The sequence below is a fragment of the Streptomyces sp. NPDC127119 genome (genome assembly GCF_042677425.1).
GTDB lineage: Bacteria > Actinomycetota > Actinomycetes > Streptomycetales > Streptomycetaceae > Streptomyces.
In genome coordinates, this window is the sequence record NZ_JBHXTO010000016.1 from 40947 (window position 1) to 62368 (window position 21422).

A 21422-nucleotide genomic window follows, 5' to 3' on the forward strand; every position below is an offset into this window, starting at 1 on the left:
CCTGAGGAACTGGAGGGAACCGCTGTGTTCACCACCGCCTGGACCGCTTCTCCGCAGTCGCCCAGCACCGGCTTCACCCCCAACTGGTCGCAGGAGGGCTTCTGGCGCCAGTCGCTGCGGCAGGTCGTCCGCCTCTCCGCGGGCGGCGACCGCGTCCGCATCCGCCTCTCGAACGCGTACGGGACCTCGCCGCTGCGGATCGCGGGCGCGACCCTCGCCCGTACGGCCACCGGTGTCGGTACGGGTGCCGCCGGTGCCGCCGTACTGGCCGAGCCGGTGCGGCTCGCCTTCGGCGGGGCCGGGTCCGTCGAGATCCCGGCGCGCGGCGAGACCGTCGGCGACGCGGCCGAGTTCGCCGTGGCCGCCGGGGAGTCCGTGACCGTCACCCTGCACCTCGACGCCGCCACCGGGCCCGCCACCTTCCACGCGCAGGCCTTCGCGACCAGCTACCGCGGCGCCGGCGACCTCCTGGCGGACACCGGGGGCGCGGGCTTCGACGAGGTCAGCGAGTCCTGGTACTTCCTGACCGCGGTCGACGTCTCTGCCGGGCGCACGGACGGCGTGGCGCTCTTCGGCGACTCGATCACCGACGGGTTCGGGTCCACGCCCGGTGCGAACCGCAGATGGTCCGACGCCCTCGCCGCCCGCACCGGGCGGCCCGTGCTCAACGCCGGCATCGGCGGGAACCTGCTGCTCAACGACTCGGCCTGGTACGGGGAGAAGGGCGTCCACCGGCTGGAGCGGGACGTGCTCTCCCTGGCCGGCGTCGACACCCTCGTCGTGCTGCTCGGGCTCAACGACATCGGGTTCAGCGAGGGGGCGGCGGAGCCCACCTATCGGCCCGCGCCGCTGGTCGAGGCGGGTGAGCTGGTCGCGGGGCACCGGGAGTTGATACGGCAGGCGCGGCGGCGGGGCCTGCGGGTGGTCGGGGCGACGCTGCTGCCCTTCGCGGGGTCCGATCACTGGGGGGAGCGGGCGGCGAAGGTGAGTCACGAGTTCAACGAATGGGTTCGCCGCTCGGGGGAGTACGACGCCGTGGTCGATCTCCATCGGGCGCTCGCCGATCCCGCGGCGCCCGATGCGCTGCGTGGGGTGTACGACTTCGGCGATCACCTGCACCCGAATGATCTCGGGTACGAGGTGATGGCCGAAGCCGTGGGGGTGGTTCTTTGACTGCGGGCCGGTGGGGGCTGGTCGCGCCGTTCCCCGCGCCCCTTACGGGGCCCTAGCGGGGCCAGAAGGTGTGGGACCAGGACTGGGGGCCCGGGGACGGGAGGCGGGTCTGGGCCACTCGGGACGGGTCCGACCAGGCGTCCCTGTGCCGTGCCGCGCCGGGCGGGGGTGTCTCCGCCGCCGCGGCGCGTGCTCTGACCACCGCCAGGGCGGCGGCCAGCTCCTCGGGGGTCGGGTTGCCCCGTACGACCTTGATGTTCATGAGACCGCTCCCGTTCTCGACGACCGGCGTACTGGCTAGAGGGGGATGTTGCCGTGCTTCTTCGGCGGCAGGGACTCCCGCTTGGTGCGCAGGGCCCGCAGACCGCGTACGACGTGGGCGCGGGTGTCCGAGGGCAGGACCACGGCGTCGATGTAACCGCGCTCGGCCGCTGTGTACGGGTTGAGGAGCGCGTCCTCGTACTCCTGGATCAGCCGGGCCCGGGTGGCTTCCTGCTCGTCGGCGGGGGTGGCCGCGATGGCGCGCCGGTGCAGGATGTTCACCGCGCCCTGCGCGCCCATCACGGCGATCTGGGCCGTCGGCCAGGCGAGGTTGAGGTCCGCGCCCAGGTGCTTGGAGCCCATGACGTCGTAGGCGCCGCCGAAGGCCTTGCGGGTGATCACCGTGATCAGGGGGACGGTGGCCTCGGCGTACGCGTAGATCAGTTTGGCGCCCCGGCGGATGATGCCCGTGTGCTCCTGGTCGACGCCCGGGAGGAAGCCGGGGACGTCCACGAAGGTGAGGACGGGGACGTTGAAGGCGTCGCAGGTGCGCACGAAGCGGGCCGCCTTCTCGCTCGCGTCGATGTCCAGGCAGCCCGCGAACTGCATCGGCTGGTTGGCGACGATGCCCACCGGCTGCCCCTCGACGCGGCCGAAGCCGGTGAGGATGTTCGGCGCGAACAGCGGCTGCGTCTCGAAGAACTCGGCGTCGTCCAGGACGTGTTCGATCACCGTGTGCATGTCGTACGGCTGGTTCGCGCTGTCCGGGATCAGCGTGTCCAGCTCACGGTCCTCGTCCGTCGTCGCCAGGTCCGCCTCCTCGGGGAAGGCGGGCGGCTCACTGAGGTTGTTCGACGGCAGGTAGGACAGCAGCGACTTGACGTACTCGATCGCGTCCTTCTCGTCGCCCGCCATGTGGTGGGCCACGCCCGACACCGCGTTGTGCGTGCGCGCGCCGCCCAGCTCCTCGAAACCGACGTCCTCGCCGGTGACCGTCTTGATGACGTCGGGTCCGGTGATGAACATGTGCGAGGTCTGGTCGACCATCACCGTGAAGTCGGTGATGGCGGGCGAGTAGACCGCGCCGCCCGCGCACGGGCCGACGACCAGGCTGATCTGCGGGATCACACCCGAGGCGTGCGTGTTGCGGCGGAAGATCTCGCCGTACATGCCGAGCGCCGCCACGCCCTCCTGGATGCGGGCGCCGCCGGAGTCGTTGATGCCGATGACCGGACAGCCGGTCTTCAGCGCGAAGTCCATCGCCTTCATGATCTTCTGGCCGAAGACCTCGCCGAGGGCGCCGCCGAAGACCGTGAAGTCCTGCGAGAACACGGCCACCGGACGGCCGTCCACCGTGCCGTAGCCGGTCACCACCCCGTCCCCGTACGGGCGGTTGTCCTCCAGCCCGAAGTCCGTCGAGCGGTGCTGCGCGAACTCGTCGAACTCGACGAAGGAGTTCTCGTCCATCAGCAGCTCGATCCGCTCACGGGCCGTCAACTTGCCCTTGGCGTGCTGCTTTTCGACGGCGCGTGCCGAGCCGGCGTGCGTCGCCTCGTCGATGCGGCGCCGCAGATCCGCGAGCTTGCCCGCGGTGGTGTGGATGTCGATCTCGTGCTGCTGTTCCGGCTCGGACATCGGGATGCGGCTCCCTGCCTGCTCAGTGGGGACGTGAGGGTGAGGTGCTCAGAAGGGGGGTTGGCTACTCATCCGTAGCGTAGTGGCGTGCCTACCGTTCGGCAGTGCGGCGTTTACCACACCTAGGGTGGGTTGCATGACGCCGCGAGATGACTCAGACGCGAACAGCAACGCGCACAGCAATCGGTGGTCCGACCTGGACCGTCCGCCGCTCAACGCCGTGGCGCTGCGCCGCGCGCTCGTGCGCGACGGAGGGCGCGGAGGGCTCTGGTCCGACGTCCAGGTGGTGGCCCGTACCGGCTCCACCAACTCCGACCTCGTCGCCCTCGCCGTGGCCGGCAAGGCCGCGGAGGGCACGGTCCTGATCGCCGAGGAGCAGGACGCCGGACGGGGGCGCCTGGACCGGCGGTGGACGGCGCCCGCCCGCTCGGGCCTCTTCTTCTCCGTGCTGCTGAAGCCCACCGGCGTCCCCGTCGAACGGTGGGGCTGGCTGCCGCTCCTCGCGGGGGTCGCGATGGCGACGGGGCTCTCGCGGTCGGCCGGCGTGGACACGGCGTTGAAATGGCCCAACGATCTGCTGGTGACGGTGGAGGGCGAGGAGCGCAAGGTCGGCGGCATCCTCGCCGAACGCGCCGGGGACGACGCGGTCGTCGTCGGCATCGGCATCAACGTCACCCTCCGTGCCGACGAGCTGCCCGTCCCGGGCGCCGGATCACTCGCCCTCGCGGGCGCGGCGACCACCGACCGGGACACCATCCTGCGGACCGTCCTCCGCTCGCTCGAACAATGGTTCGAGAAGTGGCGGAGCGTGGCCGGCGACCCCGCCGCGTCCGGCCTTCAGGACACCTACGCGGCCGGCTGCGCGACGCTCGGCCGGGAGGTACGGGCCGAACTGCCCGGGAACACCTCGATCACCGGCGAGGCGGTCGCCCTCGACGGCGACGGTCGACTGGTGCTCGCCACCGCGGAAGGGGTGCAGCAGCCCGTGGGCGCCGGGGACATCGTGCACCTGCGCCCGGCGGGATCGGCGGGATCCCCGGGAAGCGAGTGACGGACGTGCCCAGCGGGGTACGCGGGGCGTTCCGTGCGTTCCCCGCGTGGCGTGCCTGTTCGTGCCGGTGGTGAGCACGGGGCGCACCCTGGCCGTACGACAGGGGGCGGGCCGGGAGCGGGCCGCCGGACGTACGGGGACGGAGTGGGTCATGGGCCGTCCGGCCTCGGCAGTCGGGAGTGAGCCACAGCACACCTGCCGTAGAGTTGAGGCCGGTCGATACCTGACCGCGGCAGATCGGAAGGGCATCAGGCGTGACGGTCGACGACAGCGGTTCGGGCACGGGTGACCCCGCCTCCGACGGGGAGCCGGGGCGTGCCGCCGGGTCTGTCGCCGACACGGCGGCCGCGCGGGTCGACCGCGCCGAGCTCCACGCGCGCGTGGAGGAAGAGGAACAGGACCCAGTGGACGCGCAGGACGGCCGGACCGACGTGCAGAACGGCCGGGCGGATGTGCGGGACAGCCGCACCGACGTGCAGAACAGCCGGACGGGCGGGCCGGACGGCCGGACCGACCAGCCCGGCGCCGAGTCCGACGACGACCCGCTCGCGCTCCGGCTCGAACAGCTCATCCTCGGCGCCGAGCGCCGCTACACCCCCTTCCAGGCGGCCCGCAGCGCGGGCGTCTCCATGGAACTGGCCTCCCGTTTCTGGCGGGCCATGGGCTTCGCCGACATCGGCCAGGCCAAGGCGCTGACCGAGGCGGACGTACTGGCCCTGCGACGGCTGGCCGGACTCGTCGAGGCGGGGCTGCTCAGCGAGGCGATGGCGGTCCAGGTGGCCCGTTCCACCGGCCAGACCACGGCCCGGCTGGCCGAATGGCAGATCGACTCGTTCCTGGAGGGCCTCACCGAGCCGCCCGAGCCGGGCATGACGCGCACCGAGGTCACGTACCCCCTGATCGAGCTGCTGCTGCCCGAGCTGGAGGAGTTCCTCATCTACGTCTGGCGGCGCCAGCTCGCCGCCGCGACCGGGCGGGTCGTGCAGGCCGCCGACGACGAGGAGATGGTCGACCGGCGCCTGGCCGTCGGCTTCGCCGACCTCGTCGGCTTCACCCGCCTGACCCGGCGCATGGAGGAGGAGGAACTCGGCGAACTCGTCGAGGCCTTCGAGACCACCGCCGCCGACCTCGTCGCCGCCCACGGGGGACGGCTCATCAAGACCCTGGGCGACGAGGTCCTGTACGCGGCCGACGACGCCGGGATCGCCGCCGAGATCGCGCTGCGCCTCATCGAGACGATGGCCAACGACGAGACGATGCCCGAGCTGCGGGTGGGCATCGCGTTCGGCACGGTGACGACACGCATGGGCGATGTGTTCGGCACGACCGTGAACCTCGCGTCGCGGCTGACGTCGATAGCCCCCAAGGACGCGGTCCTGGTCGACGGGGCGTTCGCGGAGGAACTCATCCGCACGGGCGACGCCCCCGCCTCCGAGGCCGTGGCCGTCGAGGAGGCCGTCGCCGCGGAGAAGGAGGGCGAGGAGCCGCCGGCGTACCGCTTCGGAATCCAGCCGATGTGGCAGCGGGCGGTCCGTGGCCTCGGCGTGGTCGAGCCCTGGCTGATGAGCCGGCGGGGCTGAGAGCTCTCGCCGGTCCTCCTCACCTATGTGCCGTCGCTGTCGAGGCACAGGCCCACGATCGGTACGCAGATGGCGTCGGGCGGGCCCGGGGGTGGGGGCGTCGATGCGGGGGCTGCAGGGGTTGCCACGCGTGCCGGGGGCGTCTCCACGGTGATGGGGCGGGTCGGCGTGGATGTGGATGGGGGAGAGGGGTGGACGGGCGGAGGGGCGGTTGTCCGTGCCTGCGCCCGTGCGGGTGCCTGTGCCGGTGCTGTCGGGCTCGGTGGGTTCGATCGCGCCGGCTTCGGGGGTGTGCGGGTCGTACGGGTCGTGACGGAGTGGGACGCGGTCGTCGGCGGTCCGGCCGACGGGGCCTCGGGGGTCGTGGACGCGGTGGGATCCAGGGCCGTCGCCTCCGCGTGTGCGCCGTGCGCCTCCGACGGGGTGGGGACCGCCGCCAGCCGCAGCATGCCCAGCGCGCCTGCTGCCAGGGCGAGGCCGCTGACCGTGAGGAGGGTGCGGTGGGGGCGGGGTTTGCGGTGGCGTCCACGGGGCGCTGCCGCTGTGGTTGTTGGGTCCGTCGTTGCTGCGGTGGTCGTCATGCTGATCCCTCCCCCGGTGCGCAGGTTATGCACGCGCGTGGGGTTGCGGACGATCTGCACGGACGCGTCACCCGAACGGGTTTCCTCGCCCCCGCCGCCCCTACCCTCCCCGTCACCGCATGGGGCTGCGCCCCTCGCCCCCTGATCGCGCTCCGCGCTCGTCCTCAAACGCCGGACGGGCTGAAAAACAGCGGACGGGCTGAGGGATGACGGGCAGCCCGCCACCCCGAAATGCCGAGGCGCAGCCCCGCATTTCAGGGGCGCGGGGAACGGCGCGGCCGACCCCCACCGCCCCGCAGACGAAATCCTGCGGCCCGTCGGCCATAGGGGCGCGGGGAACGGCGCGAGCAACCCCCATCGGGCCCGCGGGCAGCCCCATGGGCCGGGGCGCAGCCCCGCCGCCAAGGGGCGCGGGGAACTGCGCGGCCAGCCCCCACCGGCCCGCGGACGAATCCCGGCAGCCCGTCCGGCGTTCGAGGACGCAGGGGGTTCGGGGGCGGAGCTCCCGGGTCAGTGGGCGGGGAGCGTGGTGGTTACTCCCCGGGCCATACCGGGCGGCGTTTCTCGGCGAACGCCGCCACTCCCTCCACCCGGTCCCCGGAGAACGCCACCGACCGCCACGCCGCGTCCTCGATCTCCAGGCCGGCCCGGAGATCGAGCCCGTGTCCGAGCCGCAGCGCCCGCTTCGCGGCCCGGAGCCCCACGGGCGAGTTCCCGGCGATGCGCGCGGCCAGCGCCAGCGCTTCCGTCCGGTCCTCGCCGTCGTCGACCAGGACGTCGACCAGCCCCAGTTCCCGTGCCTCAACGGCCGCCACCCGCCGAGCGGTGAAGATCAGCTCGGCGGCCCGCGCGGCGCCCACCCGGCGCGGCAGCAGCTGCGTACCGCCGCCGCCGGGGATGACTCCGACCGACACCTCGGGCAGGCCCACCACGGCCGTGCCGTCCGCCACGATGAGGTCGCAGGCCAGGGCCAGCTCGAATCCGCCGCCCAGCGCGAACCCGTGCACGGCGGCCACAGTCGGCATCGGCAGCTCCAGCACCCCGGTGTACGCCGCCCGCGCGACGGGCCGCTGACGGACGAGTTCGGCGTCCGTGAGGGAGTTGCGTTCCTTGAGGTCGGCGCCGACGCAGAACGCCCGCTCGTGCGTGGAGGTCAGCACCACCACGCGTACGTCCCGGTCGGCGGTCAGCGCCTCGCAGGCCGCGGCGATCGAGCGGGCCATCCCGGACGACACGGCGTTCATGGCCTTGGGCCGGTCCAGGGAGAGTTCCGCGACGTACGGGGCAGGGCGCCGCACCGCCACGTACTCCCCGAACCGTCGCGGCGAGTCCTGGTCGGCCCGGTCGGCCCGGTCCGCCCGGTCCGCTCGATCGGCCTGGTCGGGCCCGTTGCCGTCCTGCTCCGTCATGGCGATGCTCCCCGGTTAACGTGGGTTAACTTCCGGGTCGATCATCCCAGTGGGCCGTCCGCGAGGAAACCCCTGTTCGCCGCGTCGACCTCTCATAGTCGTACAAACCTACCTAACCTAGGGTAATGGGTGGTGACGATGTGCGACTGAGGGCCGTGGTGGCGCTGGCGCAGGGCATGGCCGCCGCGCACGCCCCGCGTGAGTCCTGGCGTGCGGCGGCGGACGGGGCCCGCCGGGCGCTGGGCGGGAACTTCGCCGCGCTGTCCGTGTGGGAGCGGCAGCTGGGACGGCTGCGGGTCCTGGTGAACACGGGGGAGCGGGCCCCGGGCGAGGAGGAGTTCCCGGAGTCGGAGACGTACCCCGTCCATCAGTTCCCCGAGATCACCGAGTTCCTGCACGAGCGCTGGGTGGGCGGCGGCGAGCCCAACGCCTGGGTCGAGACGGCGGAGGGTCCGGCCGCCGGGAGCGCCGAGTACTGCCATCAGCGGGTCGCCGCGCTGCGGCGGCGCGGACGCGGCTGCTGTGTCGTCGCGCCGATCGTGCTGCACGGGCGCGCCTGGGGCGAGCTGTATGTCGCCCGGTCGGCCGGTGCGCCCGTCTTCGACCGCGCCGACGCCGACTTCGCGACCGTCCTCGCCTCCGTGGTCGCCGCCGGGATCGCGCAGACCGAACGGCTGGAGGAGGCGCGGCGGCTCGCCTTCACCGACGCGCTCACCGGTCTCGCCAACCGCCGGGCCGTGGACATGCGGCTGGAGGAGGCCATCGAGTGCCATCGCGCGCAGGGTGTGGTCGTGAGTCTCGTCGTGTGCGACCTGAACGGGCTCAAGCGCGTCAACGACACCCGGGGCCACGCCGTCGGCGACCGGCTCCTCGAACGCTTCGGGTCGGTGCTGTCCCTGTGCGGCGCGATGCTGCCCGGCACGCTCGCCGCGCGCCTCGGCGGTGACGAGTTCTGCCTGGTCGCGGTGGGCCCCGCCGCCGACGAGGTGGTCCGCGTCGCCGAGGAGCTGTGCCGCCGGGCCGGCGAGCTGGAACTGGGCGAGGGGGTCGCGTGCGGGATCGCCTCGACGGGGGATCCCCTCGGGCCCGTCCGCTCGGCCCGCCGCCTCTTCCGCCTCGCCGACGCGGCCCAGTACCGCGCCAAGGCCGTACGCGCCACGAAGCCCGTCGTCGCCGGGCGTGAGGGCCCCGACGATCCCGTGGTACGCCTCGCCGACGCGCCCCCGCCCGCGGCGGCCGAGCGGCGGCGGTTCCGGGGCCGGCGGTAGGCCGCGCGCGGGGCCCCGGTGTGACGCAGATGTAAGGACCCAACCAGGCATCCACTAGTGACACCATCGCATTCACTGCGTACGCTCCTGAATATGGATATGCACTCTGTGGTGGTGGGGACGAGCGGGGTCACCGCGTCCGACGTGCTGGCCGTGGCGCGCGGCGGCGCCCGGGTCGAGCTCTCCGGCGAGGCCGTGGCGGCGCTCGCCGCGGCCCGCGAGATCGTCGAGGCGCTGGCCGCCAAACCCGAACCCGTCTACGGGGTCTCCACCGGCTTCGGAGCCCTCGCGAGCCGGCACATCAGCCCGGAGCTGCGGGCGCAGTTGCAGCGCAACATCGTGCGCTCGCACGCGGCCGGGATGGGGCCACGCGTCGAACGCGAGGTCGTCCGGGCGCTGATGTTCCTGCGGCTGAAGACCGTCTGCTCCGGCCGGACCGGGGTGCGCCCGTCCGTCGCGCAGACCATGGCCGACGTCCTCAACGCCGGAATCACCCCGGTCGTCCACGAGTTCGGCTCGCTCGGCTGCTCCGGCGACCTCGCGCCGCTCTCCCACTGCGCCCTGACCCTGATGGGGGAGGGGGACGCCGAGGGTCCCGACGGTGTGGTCCGCCCCGCCGGTGAACTGCTCGCCGAGCACGGCATCGAGCCCGTCGAGCTGAGGGAGAAGGAGGGGCTGGCCCTTCTCAACGGCACCGACGGCATGCTCGGCATGCTGATCATGGCCCTCGCCGACCTCGACACCCTCTACAAGTCCGCCGACATCACGGCCGCCCTCAGCCTGGAGGCGCTCCTCGGGACCGACAAGGTCCTCGCGCCCGAACTGCACGCCATCCGGCCGCACCCCGGCCAGAGCGTCAGCGCCGCCAACATGCTGGCCGTGCTGAAGGGTTCGGAGCTGACCGGCCATCACCAGGACGACGCGCCGCGCGTACAGGACGCGTACTCCGTGCGCTGCGCCCCGCAGGTCGCCGGTGCCGGGCGCGACACCATGGCCCACGCCCGGCTGGTCGCCGACCGCGAACTGGCCTCCGCCGTCGACAACCCGGTCGTCCTGCCCGACGGGCGCGTCGAGTCGAACGGCAACTTCCACGGCGCCCCGGTCGCGTACGTGCTGGACTTCCTCGCCATCGTCGCGGCCGACCTGGGCTCCATCGCCGAACGCCGCACCGACCGGCTCCTCGACAAGAACCGCTCGCACGGGCTGCCGCCCTTCCTCGCGGACGACGCGGGCGTCGACTCCGGCCTGATGATCGCCCAGTACACGCAGGCCGCCCTGGTCAGCGAGATGAAGCGGCTCGCCGTACCGGCCTCCGCCGACTCCATCCCGTCCTCCGCGATGCAGGAGGACCACGTCTCGATGGGCTGGTCGGCCGCCCGCAAGCTCCGCACGGCCGTCGACAACCTGACCCGGATCGTCGCCATCGAGCTGTACGCCGCCACGCGCGCCGTCGAGCTGCGTGCCGGACTCACGCCCGCGCCGGCCTCGCGGGCCGCCATCGCCGCCGTCCGGGCCGCCGGAGTGGCGGGCCCCGGGCCGGATCGTTTCCTCGCCCCGGACCTCGCCGCGGCGGACGCCTTCGTACGCGCCGGAGGCCTGGTCGCGGCCGTGGAACCGGTGACGGGCCCGCTGTCCTGACGCAATTCCCGTCGGGCGGGCGGGGCTGTCGTGTGCGTCACGGCAGCCCCGCCACTTCGTGTGCTAGGGTTCATAGCGAAACGTTTTTGGTACCCATTAACTTGTGCGCCTGAAAGGATTCTCTCTCAGGCGCGTTTTGTTTTTCCGGTCATTTCCGGATGGGAGCCACACCTATCCAAGGAGAAATGACATGGCTACTGGCACCGTGAAGTGGTTCAACAGCGAAAAGGGCTTCGGCTTCATCGAGCAGGACGGCGGCGGCGCCGACGTCTTCGCCCACTACTCCAACATCGCCACCTCTGGCTTCCGTGAGCTGCAGGAGGGCCAGAAGGTCTCCTTCGACGTCACGCAGGGCCAGAAGGGCCCGCAGGCGGAGAACATCGTTCCCGCCTAATTCCGGGACGCGCATCACGCGAGCCGGGGCCCGCACCTTCGGGTGCGGGTCCCGGCTTGTGCTGTCCGTGTGTCCTTGAGCACGGGAAACCGTGAATGCACGGGAATCCGTGCGGCCCAGGAAGGAATTCCCGATCCAGCATGACTCGATCCGAACGTCCTGAACGACCCGCCGGCCAACGCCCGGCGAATTCCCGGGGTTCCCGCGGCTCTCGTGGCACACGCGGCGGAGGCCAGGCGGCCCCCGCCAACGGCGGCGGCAGAAACGTACGCAAGAAGCCCATCGCGCAGGCCGCCCCGCCGCGCGAGTTCACCCTGCCGCAGACGCTCACGCCCGCGCTGCCCTCCGTCGAGTCCTTCGACGCGCTGGACATGCCGGCCGCGCTCGGCAAGACCCTCAGCGCCCAGGGTGTGACCGACCCCTTCCCGATCCAGGGCGCCACCCTGCCCAACTCCCTCGCCGGACGCGACATCCTCGGCCGGGGCCGCACCGGCTCGGGCAAGACCCTCGCCTTCGGCCTCGCGCTGCTCGCCCGCACGGCAGGCCGCCGCGCCGAGCCCAAGGCGCCGCTCGCGCTCGTCCTGGTGCCCACGCGTGAACTCGCGCAGCAGGTCACCGACGCGCTCACGCCGTACGCCACGGCCGTGAACCTGCGTCTCGCGACCGTCGTCGGCGGGCTCTCCATCGGCAAGCAGTCCGCCCTGCTGCGGCGCGGTGCCGAGGTGCTCGTCGCCACGCCGGGACGCCTCAAGGACCTGATAGACCGGGGCGACTGCACCCTCGCGCAGGTGTCGATCACCGTCCTCGACGAGGCCGACCAGATGGCCGACATGGGCTTCATGCCCCAGGTCATCGGTCTCCTGAACCAGGTCGAGCCGGACGGTCAGCGCATGCTGTTCTCGGCGACCCTGGACAAGAACATCGACAGGCTCGTGCGGATGTACCTCACGGACCCCGTCGTGCACTCCGTCGACCCGTCCGCCGGCGCGGTGACGACGATGGAGCACCACGTGCTGCACGTCGCCGACGAGACGGACAAGAAGGCCGTCGCGATGAGGATCGCCGCCCGCGACGGGCGCGTGATCATGTTCGTCGACACCAAGCGCTCGGCCGACCGCTTCACCAAGCGGCTGCTCGCGAGCGGCGTACGCGCCTCCGCCCTGCACGGCGGACGCTCGCAGCCGCAGCGCACCCGCACGCTCGACCAGTTCAAGAACGGTCTGGTGACCGCCCTCGTCGCGACCAACGTGGCGGCGCGCGGCATCCATGTCGACGACCTCGACCTCGTCGTGAACGTCGACCCGCCGACCGACCACAAGGACTACCTGCACCGCGGCGGGCGTACCGCTCGCGCGGGGGAGTCCGGCAGCGTCGTCACGCTGGTCCTGCCCGAGCAGAAGCGGGACATGACCCAGCTGATGGCCAACGCGGGGATCAGCCCGCACACGGCCCGCGTCAGGTCCAGCGACGAGGAGCTCGTACGGATCACCGGGGCGCGGGAGCCTTCCGGCGTCCCGGTCGTCATCCCCGTACCGGAGCCCGCGGCCGCCCAGCCGTCCCAGGGGAAGTCCCGGGCACGGCGTGGTGGTGGCGGGGGTGCCGGCCGGTCCGGTTCCGGTGGCGGTGGTCGCGGAGGAGTCGGCGGCGGCACCCGTGGCCGCGGTGGCGCGGCCACGGGAGTGCGTTCGGGCAGCGCGGGCAACCGCGGAACGAGGGGTGGACAGGGCGGCGGCCGGAAGTCGGCCTAGGCACTCACACCGCGTCGATCGCGAGGTCGTTGGTGACGGTGAAGAAGAAGCGGGCCTGTACCGGCCGGTCCGCCGCCGTTCCCAGCGTCGTACGCGGATGCCTGTCCGTCCCCTTCCGGTCCACGATGTCGCCGATGATCCGTCCCACCCGTATCGGTTCGGCGGAGTGGGAGGGGCGGACGAAAAGGTCCCACAGGGGCTTGTCCGTATCCGCCGGACGGGACAGGGACGTCATCCGGGCCTGGAACGTCTTTCCTCCGTCGGGGGATGTGGCGGAGGCCTCGAAGTCGTGCGCGGTCCCGCTGCGGGAGACCCCCGACAGCACGGCGCCCCGGCCGAGTACGGCCCCGTACAGGATGCCCTCCACCGACAGAGAACCGTCGTCGGTGTGCAGAGCGGTGGCCTCCGCGTGGGCGGCGCGGCGGAAGGTCCGCACGGCCAGATAGCCGTCCTTGGTCGGGTACGGAATCCACCAGGCGAACGCCTCGCCCTCTTCGGGTTCCCCGCCTAACAGACCGCGCTGCTCCACGAGTCCGGCTCTGAGCCGTCGGGAGGAGCCGTCCTCCGAGCGCTCGACGTGCAGGTCCCAACGCCCCTCGTCGAGAATGACGTGCCGGTGGGTCAACTCCGCCGTCCAGGGTGACTTCGTGCCGCTCGGCCGCTCCAGCGGAACGCGAACCTCGTCATCACCGTGCCGTTGACGCAGCACGAGTGCGAGGGCGTCGCCGGACACTCCCGACGGGTTCACCGTCACGCGTATGCCGCCGGTCGAGTCGGTGGTGCAGCCGCCCTTCGGACGCAGGGGCCGTGGCCGGTCGTGCGGGGCCGCGGCCACCGATGGGACGGCAGGGACCTTCGGAGGAGTGGTATCCGCTCCCCGCGCGGCGGACCGCAGCGTGCCCATCATGCGGCGTACGTGGCGTGTGACCTTGGCTGTCGGTGAGGTCCGTGCCTCCAGCAGTTCACCGAGCAGCACTTCGTACCTGCCTGCGATGTGTCGCGGGGAGAACTTCTGCGCGGTCGCCCTGGCGGACTCTCCCATGGATCGGCGCAGGTCGGCGTCCTCGATCAGCTGCAGCAGTCCGGCGGCGAGTGCTGCCGGATCCCCAGGCTTCACCAGCAGGCCGTCCGAGCCGCAGGTGATGATCTCGCCGGGGCCGTGCGGACAGTCGGTCGCGACCACGGGAACGCCCGCGTGCATGGCCTCCAGGATCGTCATGCCGAAGGATTCCCAGTCCGAACTCACTGCGGCGATCGAGGCCTTGGCCCACTCCGTCTCCATGCTCGTGTGCGGTCCCATGAGGAACACGTGGTCGTTCAGCCGTAGTTCGTCGATGGCGGCGCGCAGGGCGGCGCGGTCCGGCCCCTGTCCGTAGATCCGCAGTCGCCAGTCGGGGTGTACGGCGACCACCTTGGAGAAGGCGTCGATGAGCAGGTCGTACCGCTTGACCGGCATCAGACGTCCTGCGGCGATGACCAAGGGGGCCTGTCTGTCGGAGCGTTCGGCCTTCGGTCTCGGTGCGGCGTTGGGTATGTCGGTGATGCGTGTCTTCAGGCCGGGTAACCACCTGCGGTGGTCCGCCGCGTCCTGCGCCGACACGGTGACGAAGGCGTCCAGGCGTGCCATCGCGTCATTCTGCGCCGTCCGGACACCGGGTACGTGATCGTCGTACGACAGGTGCTCCTGCCCTATGCGCACATAGCGGGACGCACCGTGCTCGGCCAGGAGGACGACCAGCGCGGGACGGGTCGCGACGACGACATCGGCGTCCGTCGTATCGAGGAAGCGGCGTAGTCGTTCGTCCGTGAGTTCGGTGTAGCGGTGTGCGAGGACCTCGGTGGGCGGCACGATGCGGGAGGGACGGGCTGAGAGGGGATGTCCCCCGTCGAACGTCGGTGCGTCGAGGCGTTCGTCCACGAGCGGGACGAGGCGGACCTTGCCGCTGACTCCGAGGAGAGGCGCCTCCGCGGTACGCAGGACCGAAACGATCTCGACCTGGTGCCGGGCGGCCAGCGCGCCGGCCAGGTTGAGTGTGGAGCGGACGGTGCCGCCGATGGCGTAGGCGTTGTGCAGCAGAAAAGTGATCTTCAAGAGGGTGATGTCCTGCCTAGGAAGTGTGGTCGGCGATCCAGGCCAGGACCCTGTCCGGCAGACCGTTCACATCCAGCAGACCGCCTCCGTGCGCGCTGCTTCCGGTCACCGTCTCGACCGTGACTCCGGCCGGGGGCATGTCGTGGCCGATTTCCTCGGCTTCCTCCAGGTCGAGCGAGTGCTGGACCGGGACGAAGTCCCCCTCGGAATGGATCAGATACATGGGGGCGTCATTGGCGCCGGAAGCACGGTTCTTGGCAACCATGTCCTTCCAGGTGTCCCAGCAGCTCGCGTGCACCGACGTGTCGACGTCCGCCTCGTCCGGGAAGCAGCGCGCCAGGATCGTCGCGTTGTCGCGGACCTTGCGCTCCTTTGCCGTGCTGGCATCGTGGTTCCCGTCGTTCCACGCACGGTAAGGCGACGCGACAGGGGAGAGTGCCACCACACCATCGATCCGGTCGGCGCCCGAGCCGTAAGTGGCCAGTGCTGTCGCGATCTGGCCACCCGCGGACGAGCCGAGGACCACGATGTGCTCGGCGTCCAGGTTGAATTTGGCCGCGTTGGACTTTATCCAGTCAATGGCTGAAATTGCATCTGACCGCTGGGCGGGCCATGAGGCGTCGAAATTCAGCCGATAGTCGACTGAAAAAGTGGCGTAGCCGTTGTCTGCGAAGTGCCGGGACCAGGTGGCCCAACCGGAATCCTCGTACCAGTACCCCCCGTGCAGGATGACGACGCCAGGCTGTGCGGAATCTGTCGTATTCCAGTAGGCGTCGAGAATCTGTCGGGCGTGCGAGCCGTAGGCGTAGGTGGATTCATTGCGTCCGGCGGCGGTACTGCTTTGCGTGCCCACCATCAGGAGGCTCGCGATCATGGCTGCGCCGACGGTCAGGCAGACCCACAGGCGAATCACAGGTGTACGCGTCCTCGTCTTCTCGGTGTAGACGTCACAACCTCAAACCAGACCGATATGTCTGGTAAGTGACGCCATGTGCTGACTGGGTGAGGTGTCGTTGTGACGGGCTGTCGAACGATCTGCAAGCTAAAAGTGAAGTAAATATGAAGCGCTTTCTGAAGGTTCGTCAAGTGGAGACGGGTGGCATGGCATCACTTGTCCGCTATTTGTGCGGAAGGTGATGATCTTCTCTTTTATAGTTCTTGAGCCTGTTTATCCGGCGTAAAACAAAAAAGGCCTTGACATGTGTGTGTCGTCAGCCATTACGTTTACGCCTGCTCCAGGGGTGGGGCGATCCAATCGTGTTGTTTCCAGGTGCACCTATTGCGTTGAGAGAGTAAAAAACCGGAGGGTGGGGGTGACTCATGCGGAGGCGCATGAGCTCAGTCGGGCTGGCCGCAGCGGCAGCGTTAATTCTTGGAACAGTCGGCGTGATTTCGTCGGGGCACCCGGCGGATGCAGCAGCCTGCGTCGGCGGGACCGCGACGGATTTCAACGGGGACGGCGTCACCGATACGGTCGTCGCTGACCCCAACGCAACCGTCGGCGGTGCGGCGCGGGCCGGTCTGGTACGGGTCGTTCTCAGCGGTGGCAAGGGAGTCTTCGAGATCTCCCAGGCGACCAGCGGGATGAACGCCGTGCCGGAGCGGGGTGATCAGTTCGGGGCCTCGCGCACCGCGTACGACGCCGATGGGGACGGCTGCACGGACCTGGTGGTCGGGGCACCGTACGAGGACGTCACGAAGGACGGCGCGGACCTGCACGACGCGGGTGCCATCTATGTGATCCACGGCACGGCGGCCGGGATCGGCACTGGCTCCGCCATAGAGAGTTACACCCAGGCCCAGTTCGACGCGAGCACGGTCACCGAGGAGTACGACCGGTTCGGGTTCGCCCTGCAGTCGGGTACGACCTCGGGCGGAGCGGCCTACCTGGTCGTCGGCGTACCGGGAGAGAACGTCGGCAGCGGCGGAGTCGATCACGCGGACGCCGGCTGCATCCACTACCAGCAAGGCACGACGAGAACCACGGTCAATCAGGACGACGCCGGAGTGCCCGGAACCGTCGAGGCTCACGACCGTTTCGGCTACTCACTCACGGGAACCAATCGCTACTTCGCGGTGGGTGCTCCCGGCGAGACGATCGGCGCGGAGGCGACCTTCGCCGGTGCGGTCACGGTCTTCAACCACACGATTGCCAACAACGTGCCCACCGCCCTGGCCGGGCTCGACCAGGGCGCCACGAGCGAGGGGCTGGCCGGTGTGGCCGAGCCCGATGACCAGTTCGGCACCGCGTTGGACATGACGAACTTCCGGCCCGGCGACCAGACCTACAACTCGGACGCCTTGCTGGCTATCGGTGTGCCCGGTGAGGCGGTGGGCTCGGTGACGGGCGCGGGTGCCGCATCCGTCATCCGTATCCAGCCGTCGGGCGCCTACACCGAGCTGGCCGCGGTCGACTCCAGCACCGACGGCGTGGAGGGATTTCCCACCACAGGCGACTTCTTCGGCCAACGGGTGACCATCGCCAACACCGACACGACCGTGGTGAGCAGCAACGCCACGATCCGGCTGGCGGTAGGAATTCCCGGGCGTGACGTCGGATCGGCCAAGGACGCCGGAGCCGTGCAGATTCTCCGTCCGCTGGACACCTCGATCGGTGCGAACGACAAGATCCTCAGCCGGGCAACCGGCGCAGGTGCACTGCCGGGTACGGCCACCTCGCGCGACTACACCGGTATCAGCATGACGTCGGGCGGCGCCAACCTCTACCTGGGCGTGCCCTACAGCAAGGACTCCGCCACCCCACGGGGTGTGCTCTACGCCATTCCCTGGTCTGTCGTCGACGGTTCCACGAACACCGGCACGACGACCTTCCAGCCCGGTGCGGGCGGGATTCCCGACGCAGGCACGGCCTTCGGCGTGGTCGGGTGACCCGCGACATGGCGAGAGAGAGGAACACCACGGTGAGGCGTCACGTGATCAGCATCCGAAGACGCCGGCGGGTCGCTGTCGTGACCACTGTTCTGACCGCGTTGCTGGCCACCGGCCTTGGGGTCGTACCCGGTGCCGACGGCGAGCTGAGCCGGGCGGCAGCGGCGGCCGGGGGGAAGCAGGGAGCGTTCGGTACCTCCGACGCGCAGGCCGAGGCGGCCGCCTCCGGCACGCAAGTCGAGGTGCTTGCGCTGCGGGACGAGCGGAGCACCACTGTCGCCAACCCCGACGGCACCTTCACGACCACCGAGTACGTCCAGCCTGTCCGTACGCGCAAGGACGGCGAGTGGACGAAGATCGACACCACTCTGGTGAGGCAGCGCAGCGGGGACTTCGCACCGAAGGCCGCGCTGACCGCCATGACCTTCTCCGGAGGAGGGAAGGGGGCGTTCGCCAGGATCGAGAAGGACGGGCGTGCCCTCGGTCTGCACTGGCCGCACGCGCTGCCCACGCCGAAGATCGACGGATCCACCGCCACGTACCGCGACGTTCTTGACGGCGTCGACCTCCAGGTCACGGCGAGTGCGGAGGGCTTCTCGCACGTCCTGGTCGTCAAGAGCGCCGAGGCTGCCGCACATCCCGAGCTGGCCGATCTTGAGTTACCGGTCGACACCGGGTCCGTCGAGCTGGCGACGACGGAGAACGGGGGCCTTGAAGCGCGGGACACCGGTAGCGGAGGCACTGTCTTCGAGGCGCCACAGCCCGTGATGTGGGACTCCAGCAAGGGTTCCGGGCAGTCGGGCGCGGCAGCATCCACCGGCTCATCCACTGCGGGGCCCGGCACCGGGGGAAGCGACGCGGTGGTTCCGCCGGACGGGACGCGGATAGCGGACGTCGCGGTGGACACGACTGCCGGAACGATGACGCTGAAGCCCGACGCCGAGCTCCTCACCGGCAAGGACACCGTCTACCCGGTGTACATAGACCCCGTCGTGAGGACCGCGAACCGTACCGGCTGGACCATGGTGTCCTCCTACCACTCGTCCGCCGAGTTCTGGAAGTTCGATAAGGACGAAGGCGTGGGCCTCTGCCCGAGGAACATCTCCGCCCTCTGCGCTTCCGACACCGCCGACGACACCAAGCGCCAGTTCTTCGCGATACCGACAGGGGCCTTCGAGGGCAAGGACATCGTGTCGGCCGAGTTCGCGGTGACGATGGTTCACACCTATTCGGACTCCGCACGCGGCGTCCAGCTGAGCCGGGTCAACTCGACGGGTGCGAGTGCGATCAGCTCCTCCACGAACTGGGGCAACCAACCCGGTTCGAAGGACGCCATCGCCACACAGTCGCCCACCAACCCGGCCGGCTCCTGCTCGTCCACGAACCAGAACGTCCGGTTCAACGTGAAGAGCACGGTCCAGAAGGCCGCGGACAGCAGTTGGGACACCACGACGTTCCGGCTCAAGGCGGTCGAGGAGGGCGACTACTCGTACTGGAAGCGCTTCTGCGGCAACGCGCACCTCTCGGTCACCTACAACAGGCCGCCGCTGCAACCTGCCACGGACGACCTGAAGATGACGCCGGGTGGAGCCTGCGAATACGGCAACGCCGCTGAGCACTATGTCTCCGAGGCGCCGAGGCTGACCGCGTTCATCAAGGACTACGACCACGGCGACGCCGGCGGCAACACCGAGAGCCTTCGAGCCCAGTTCCACGTCTTCTGGACGGTCGGCGGCACCTCCTACGACCGATACGCCACCACGGGGCCGAAGACCACGGTCGACGCGTCGAAGAGCGGCAACACCGGCGGTAACTCCTTCTCGTACACCGTGGGGAGCAACCTCGAAGCCGACCCGGACGACGCGAGTTACACGATCCCGCAGAACGTCACCATCGGCTGGGCGGTACGTGGCTACGACGGCACGGGGTGGGGCCCCTGGAGCACCGCCGGGGACGCGACGCGTTGCGAGTTCATCCACGACTCCACGGTCCCCAAGGCTCCGGTGATCACCTCCACCGAGTACCCGAACGACGATGCCTGGCACGCGGGCATCGGGGACTACGGCAGCTTCACGTTCGACTCACCGTCCGCCGACGTCACGCACTACAAGTACCGCTTCAAGGACGGCGACTGGACGACGGTGAACGCCGAGTCCACGGGCGGTCCGGCCACCGTGCGCTGGATGCCGCCCGACGAGGGTCTGATGTTCGTGGAGGCCAAGGCGGTCGACGGAGCGGGTAACGCGCAGAAGACCGCGAACTCGTACGTGTTCCTCGTCAGCGACGGCAGGGCCCCGGCCGCGGGCTGGGCGCTCGGCGACGCCAGAGGATCGGCTTCCGCGGCAGGCATGAGCGGCGCGCCCAACGCCGTCCCGGGGGCAGGCGTGACCTTCGGCGCGGAGGGACCCCTGGGCGCCGCGGACGTCGCCGCCTCCCTCGACGGAACCGAGAACTCCTATCTGGACGCCGGGAGTCCCGCTGTCGACACGAGTGCGACGTTCTCGGTGAGCGCATGGGTGAACCTGCCCGAGCGGCCGTCCGACGACGTCACTGTCGTAAGCCAGGACGGCACCGCGAGCCCCGGTTTCGACCTCGGCTACGACGTGGACACGGAATCATGGACCTTCCGCACCCCGATCAACGACATGGAGTCGATGGGCTCCTGGAAGGTGTCCGGAGCAACAGCCGTACCCGGCAGCTGGACCCATCTCATAGGTGCGTACGACGGTGAGCTCGGCACGCTCAGCCTGTTCGTCAACGGAGACCTGATCGAGAGCGACGTCCAGAAGCGCCGCACGACCTGGAACGCGACCGGCGCCCTTCAGATCGGCCGCAAGCTGTCGCTGGACGGCTACACCGGCAACTTCAAGGGCCGCATCGCCGACGTCAAGGTCTTCGACCGGGTGGTGCCGGAGGCCGAGGGAGAGGACCTCGGCGGCATCTCCGCGACCCAGCTGGCCTATTGGCAGGTCGACAGCGCCACCACGGGACTCGCCCCGGAGGAGGGCGGAGGTACGGGTCTGTCGCTCGGCGGCGACGCCGCGATCTATCTTCCGGACGACTCCTGCGACCCCGGGGCCGACCCGGACTGCGTGCCACCCGCCGAACCCCTCTGGGGTGACGGGCACCTGGTTCTGAACGGTACGGACGCGTTCGCCGGACGAGCGGCCGGTCTGCTGGCCAAGGAGGACAGCTTCACGCTCACCGCCCGCGCACGCCTGGCCGCCGCCGGTTCGACGAGGGACCAGACGGTCCTGGCACTGGCCGGCGCCGACAACAGTGCGATCACCGTGCGTTATCTGGCCTCGGCAAGCCGGTGGCAGCTCACCATGACGGACAAGGACGCGCCGGGCGCGACCACCACCGAAGTCAACGCGACCGGGGTGTTGCCGAGCAGCGAAGGTGACGGCGACCATCTCGCGCTCGTCTACTCGGCGGTCTTCGGCGATGTCCTGCTCTATGTCAACGGCACCCTTGTCGCCCAGGCCCCCTGGGACAACGCGTGGGACTTCACCACCGCCTCGCTCCAGGTCGGCCGGACGCTGACGGGGTCGACAGGAGCCGGCTACTTCTCGGGCGCGGTCGACGAACTCCGGATGTACCGCGGCGCGCTCGACGCGAGCATCGTGCCCACCGTCGCCGTACTGCCGGCCGGCGCGAGCGTCGAGGAGACCGTGACGTGACGGCATGACACGGGGGGCGC

General features: G+C 70.5%; 15 protein-coding genes. 9 read left to right on the forward strand and 6 right to left on the reverse strand.

All coding sequences use genetic code 11. The annotated features are described in order from the left end of the window. Positions 1-24: 24 nt before the first annotated feature. Positions 25-1173 carry an SGNH/GDSL hydrolase family protein gene (locus ACFVH5_RS10610; RefSeq protein ID WP_385833164.1) on the forward strand — a complete coding sequence of 383 codons (1149 nt, stop codon included), beginning with the start codon at positions 25-27 and terminating at the stop codon, positions 1171-1173. Between the two features lie 52 nt (positions 1174-1225). Here ACFVH5_RS10610 and ACFVH5_RS10615 read toward each other — a convergent pair whose 3' ends face one another. Beyond that, positions 1226-1435, reverse strand: coding sequence for an acyl-CoA carboxylase epsilon subunit (locus tag ACFVH5_RS10615; RefSeq protein ID WP_384800037.1), 210 nt, complete (start codon positions 1433-1435; stop codon positions 1226-1228). A 35-nt stretch (positions 1436-1470) separates the two neighbouring features. Next, the gene (locus ACFVH5_RS10620) at positions 1471-3069 is read right to left on the reverse strand and encodes an acyl-CoA carboxylase subunit beta (protein WP_385833165.1); all 1599 of its coding nucleotides are present in this window, start codon (positions 3067-3069) and stop codon (positions 1471-1473) included. A gap of 136 nt (positions 3070-3205) precedes the next feature. On the opposite strand from ACFVH5_RS10620, the gene ACFVH5_RS10625 reads away from it, so the two are divergent. Both ACFVH5_RS10625 and ACFVH5_RS10630 read left to right on the forward strand, forming a co-directional pair. Next, positions 3206-4120 (forward strand): biotin--[acetyl-CoA-carboxylase] ligase, encoded by a 915-nt coding sequence (locus ACFVH5_RS10625; protein ID WP_385833166.1) that lies wholly within the window; start codon positions 3206-3208, stop codon positions 4118-4120. A gap of 473 nt (positions 4121-4593) precedes the next feature. Then, on the forward strand, positions 4594-5700 hold the full coding sequence (locus ACFVH5_RS10630) for an adenylate/guanylate cyclase domain-containing protein (protein ID WP_384800459.1): 1107 nt from the start codon (positions 4594-4596) through the stop codon (positions 5698-5700). Positions 5701-5723: 23 nt separating this feature from the next. Here the strand turns inward: ACFVH5_RS10630 and ACFVH5_RS10635 are convergent, their stop codons facing one another. Both ACFVH5_RS10635 and ACFVH5_RS10640 read right to left on the reverse strand, forming a co-directional pair. After that, a complete protein-coding gene (locus ACFVH5_RS10635; protein WP_385833167.1) occupies positions 5724-6281 on the reverse strand; it encodes a hypothetical protein in 558 nt (185 codons plus the stop codon). Between the two features lie 533 nt (positions 6282-6814). Next, positions 6815-7690 (reverse strand): enoyl-CoA hydratase/isomerase family protein, encoded by an 876-nt coding sequence (locus tag ACFVH5_RS10640; protein WP_385833168.1) that lies wholly within the window; start codon positions 7688-7690, stop codon positions 6815-6817. A 125-nt stretch (positions 7691-7815) separates the two neighbouring features. Between ACFVH5_RS10640 and ACFVH5_RS10645 the strand changes: the two genes are divergently transcribed. From ACFVH5_RS10645 to ACFVH5_RS10660, 4 genes are all read left to right on the forward strand, one after another. Continuing rightward, on the forward strand, positions 7816-8958 hold the full coding sequence (locus tag ACFVH5_RS10645) for a diguanylate cyclase domain-containing protein (protein WP_385833169.1): 1143 nt from the start codon (positions 7816-7818) through the stop codon (positions 8956-8958). Positions 8959-9057: 99 nt separating this feature from the next. Beyond that, positions 9058-10596, forward strand: coding sequence for a histidine ammonia-lyase (hutH, locus tag ACFVH5_RS10650; protein ID WP_385833205.1), 1539 nt, complete (start codon positions 9058-9060; stop codon positions 10594-10596). 190 nt (positions 10597-10786) lie between these two features. After that, positions 10787-10990 (forward strand): cold-shock protein, encoded by a 204-nt coding sequence (locus tag ACFVH5_RS10655; protein WP_003969786.1) that lies wholly within the window; start codon positions 10787-10789, stop codon positions 10988-10990. Positions 10991-11130: 140 nt separating this feature from the next. Further along, complete coding sequence (locus tag ACFVH5_RS10660; RefSeq protein WP_385833170.1) at positions 11131-12738, forward strand: DEAD/DEAH box helicase; 1608 nt, start codon at positions 11131-11133, stop codon at positions 12736-12738. 4 nt (positions 12739-12742) lie between these two features. On the opposite strand, the gene ACFVH5_RS10665 is transcribed toward ACFVH5_RS10660, so the two are convergent. Further along, entirely contained in the window at positions 12743-14830 is a 2088-nt protein-coding gene (locus ACFVH5_RS10665) for a glycosyltransferase (protein WP_385833171.1), read from the reverse strand. A gap of 16 nt (positions 14831-14846) precedes the next feature. Beyond that, a complete protein-coding gene (locus ACFVH5_RS10670; protein ID WP_385833172.1) occupies positions 14847-15743 on the reverse strand; it encodes an alpha/beta hydrolase in 897 nt (298 codons plus the stop codon). Positions 15744-16216: 473 nt separating this feature from the next. Here ACFVH5_RS10670 and ACFVH5_RS10675 point away from each other — a divergent pair, with 473 nt between their 5' ends. Both ACFVH5_RS10675 and ACFVH5_RS10680 read left to right on the forward strand, forming a co-directional pair. Beyond that, positions 16217-17719: a VCBS repeat-containing protein gene (locus tag ACFVH5_RS10675; protein ID WP_385833173.1), complete on the forward strand. Its 1503-nt coding sequence runs from the start codon at positions 16217-16219 to the stop codon at positions 17717-17719. 80 nt (positions 17720-17799) lie between these two features. Further along, the gene (locus ACFVH5_RS10680) at positions 17800-21402 is read left to right on the forward strand and encodes a LamG-like jellyroll fold domain-containing protein (protein ID WP_385833174.1); all 3603 of its coding nucleotides are present in this window, start codon (positions 17800-17802) and stop codon (positions 21400-21402) included. Positions 21403-21422: the final 20 nt, after the last annotated feature.

What these genes read in the sequence shown, in the direction of transcription:
- ACFVH5_RS10635 (WP_385833167.1), bottom strand. Translation starts at nt 6,281, where the DNA reads ATGACGACCACCGCAGCAACGACGGACCCAACAACCACAGCGGCAGCG.
- ACFVH5_RS10625 (WP_385833166.1), top strand. Translation starts at nt 3,206, where the DNA reads ATGACGCCGCGAGATGACTCAGACGCGAACAGCAACGCGCACAGCAAT.
- ACFVH5_RS10660 (WP_385833170.1), top strand. Translation starts at nt 11,131, where the DNA reads ATGACTCGATCCGAACGTCCTGAACGACCCGCCGGCCAACGCCCGGCG.
- hutH (WP_385833205.1), top strand. Translation starts at nt 9,058, where the DNA reads ATGCACTCTGTGGTGGTGGGGACGAGCGGGGTCACCGCGTCCGACGTG.
- ACFVH5_RS10655 (WP_003969786.1), top strand. Translation starts at nt 10,787, where the DNA reads ATGGCTACTGGCACCGTGAAGTGGTTCAACAGCGAAAAGGGCTTCGGC.
- ACFVH5_RS10645 (WP_385833169.1), top strand. Translation starts at nt 7,816, where the DNA reads ATGGGTGGTGACGATGTGCGACTGAGGGCCGTGGTGGCGCTGGCGCAG.
- ACFVH5_RS10620 (WP_385833165.1), bottom strand. Translation starts at nt 3,069, where the DNA reads ATGTCCGAGCCGGAACAGCAGCACGAGATCGACATCCACACCACCGCG.
- ACFVH5_RS10640 (WP_385833168.1), bottom strand. Translation starts at nt 7,690, where the DNA reads ATGACGGAGCAGGACGGCAACGGGCCCGACCAGGCCGATCGAGCGGAC.
- ACFVH5_RS10615 (WP_384800037.1), bottom strand. Translation starts at nt 1,435, where the DNA reads ATGAACATCAAGGTCGTACGGGGCAACCCGACCCCCGAGGAGCTGGCC.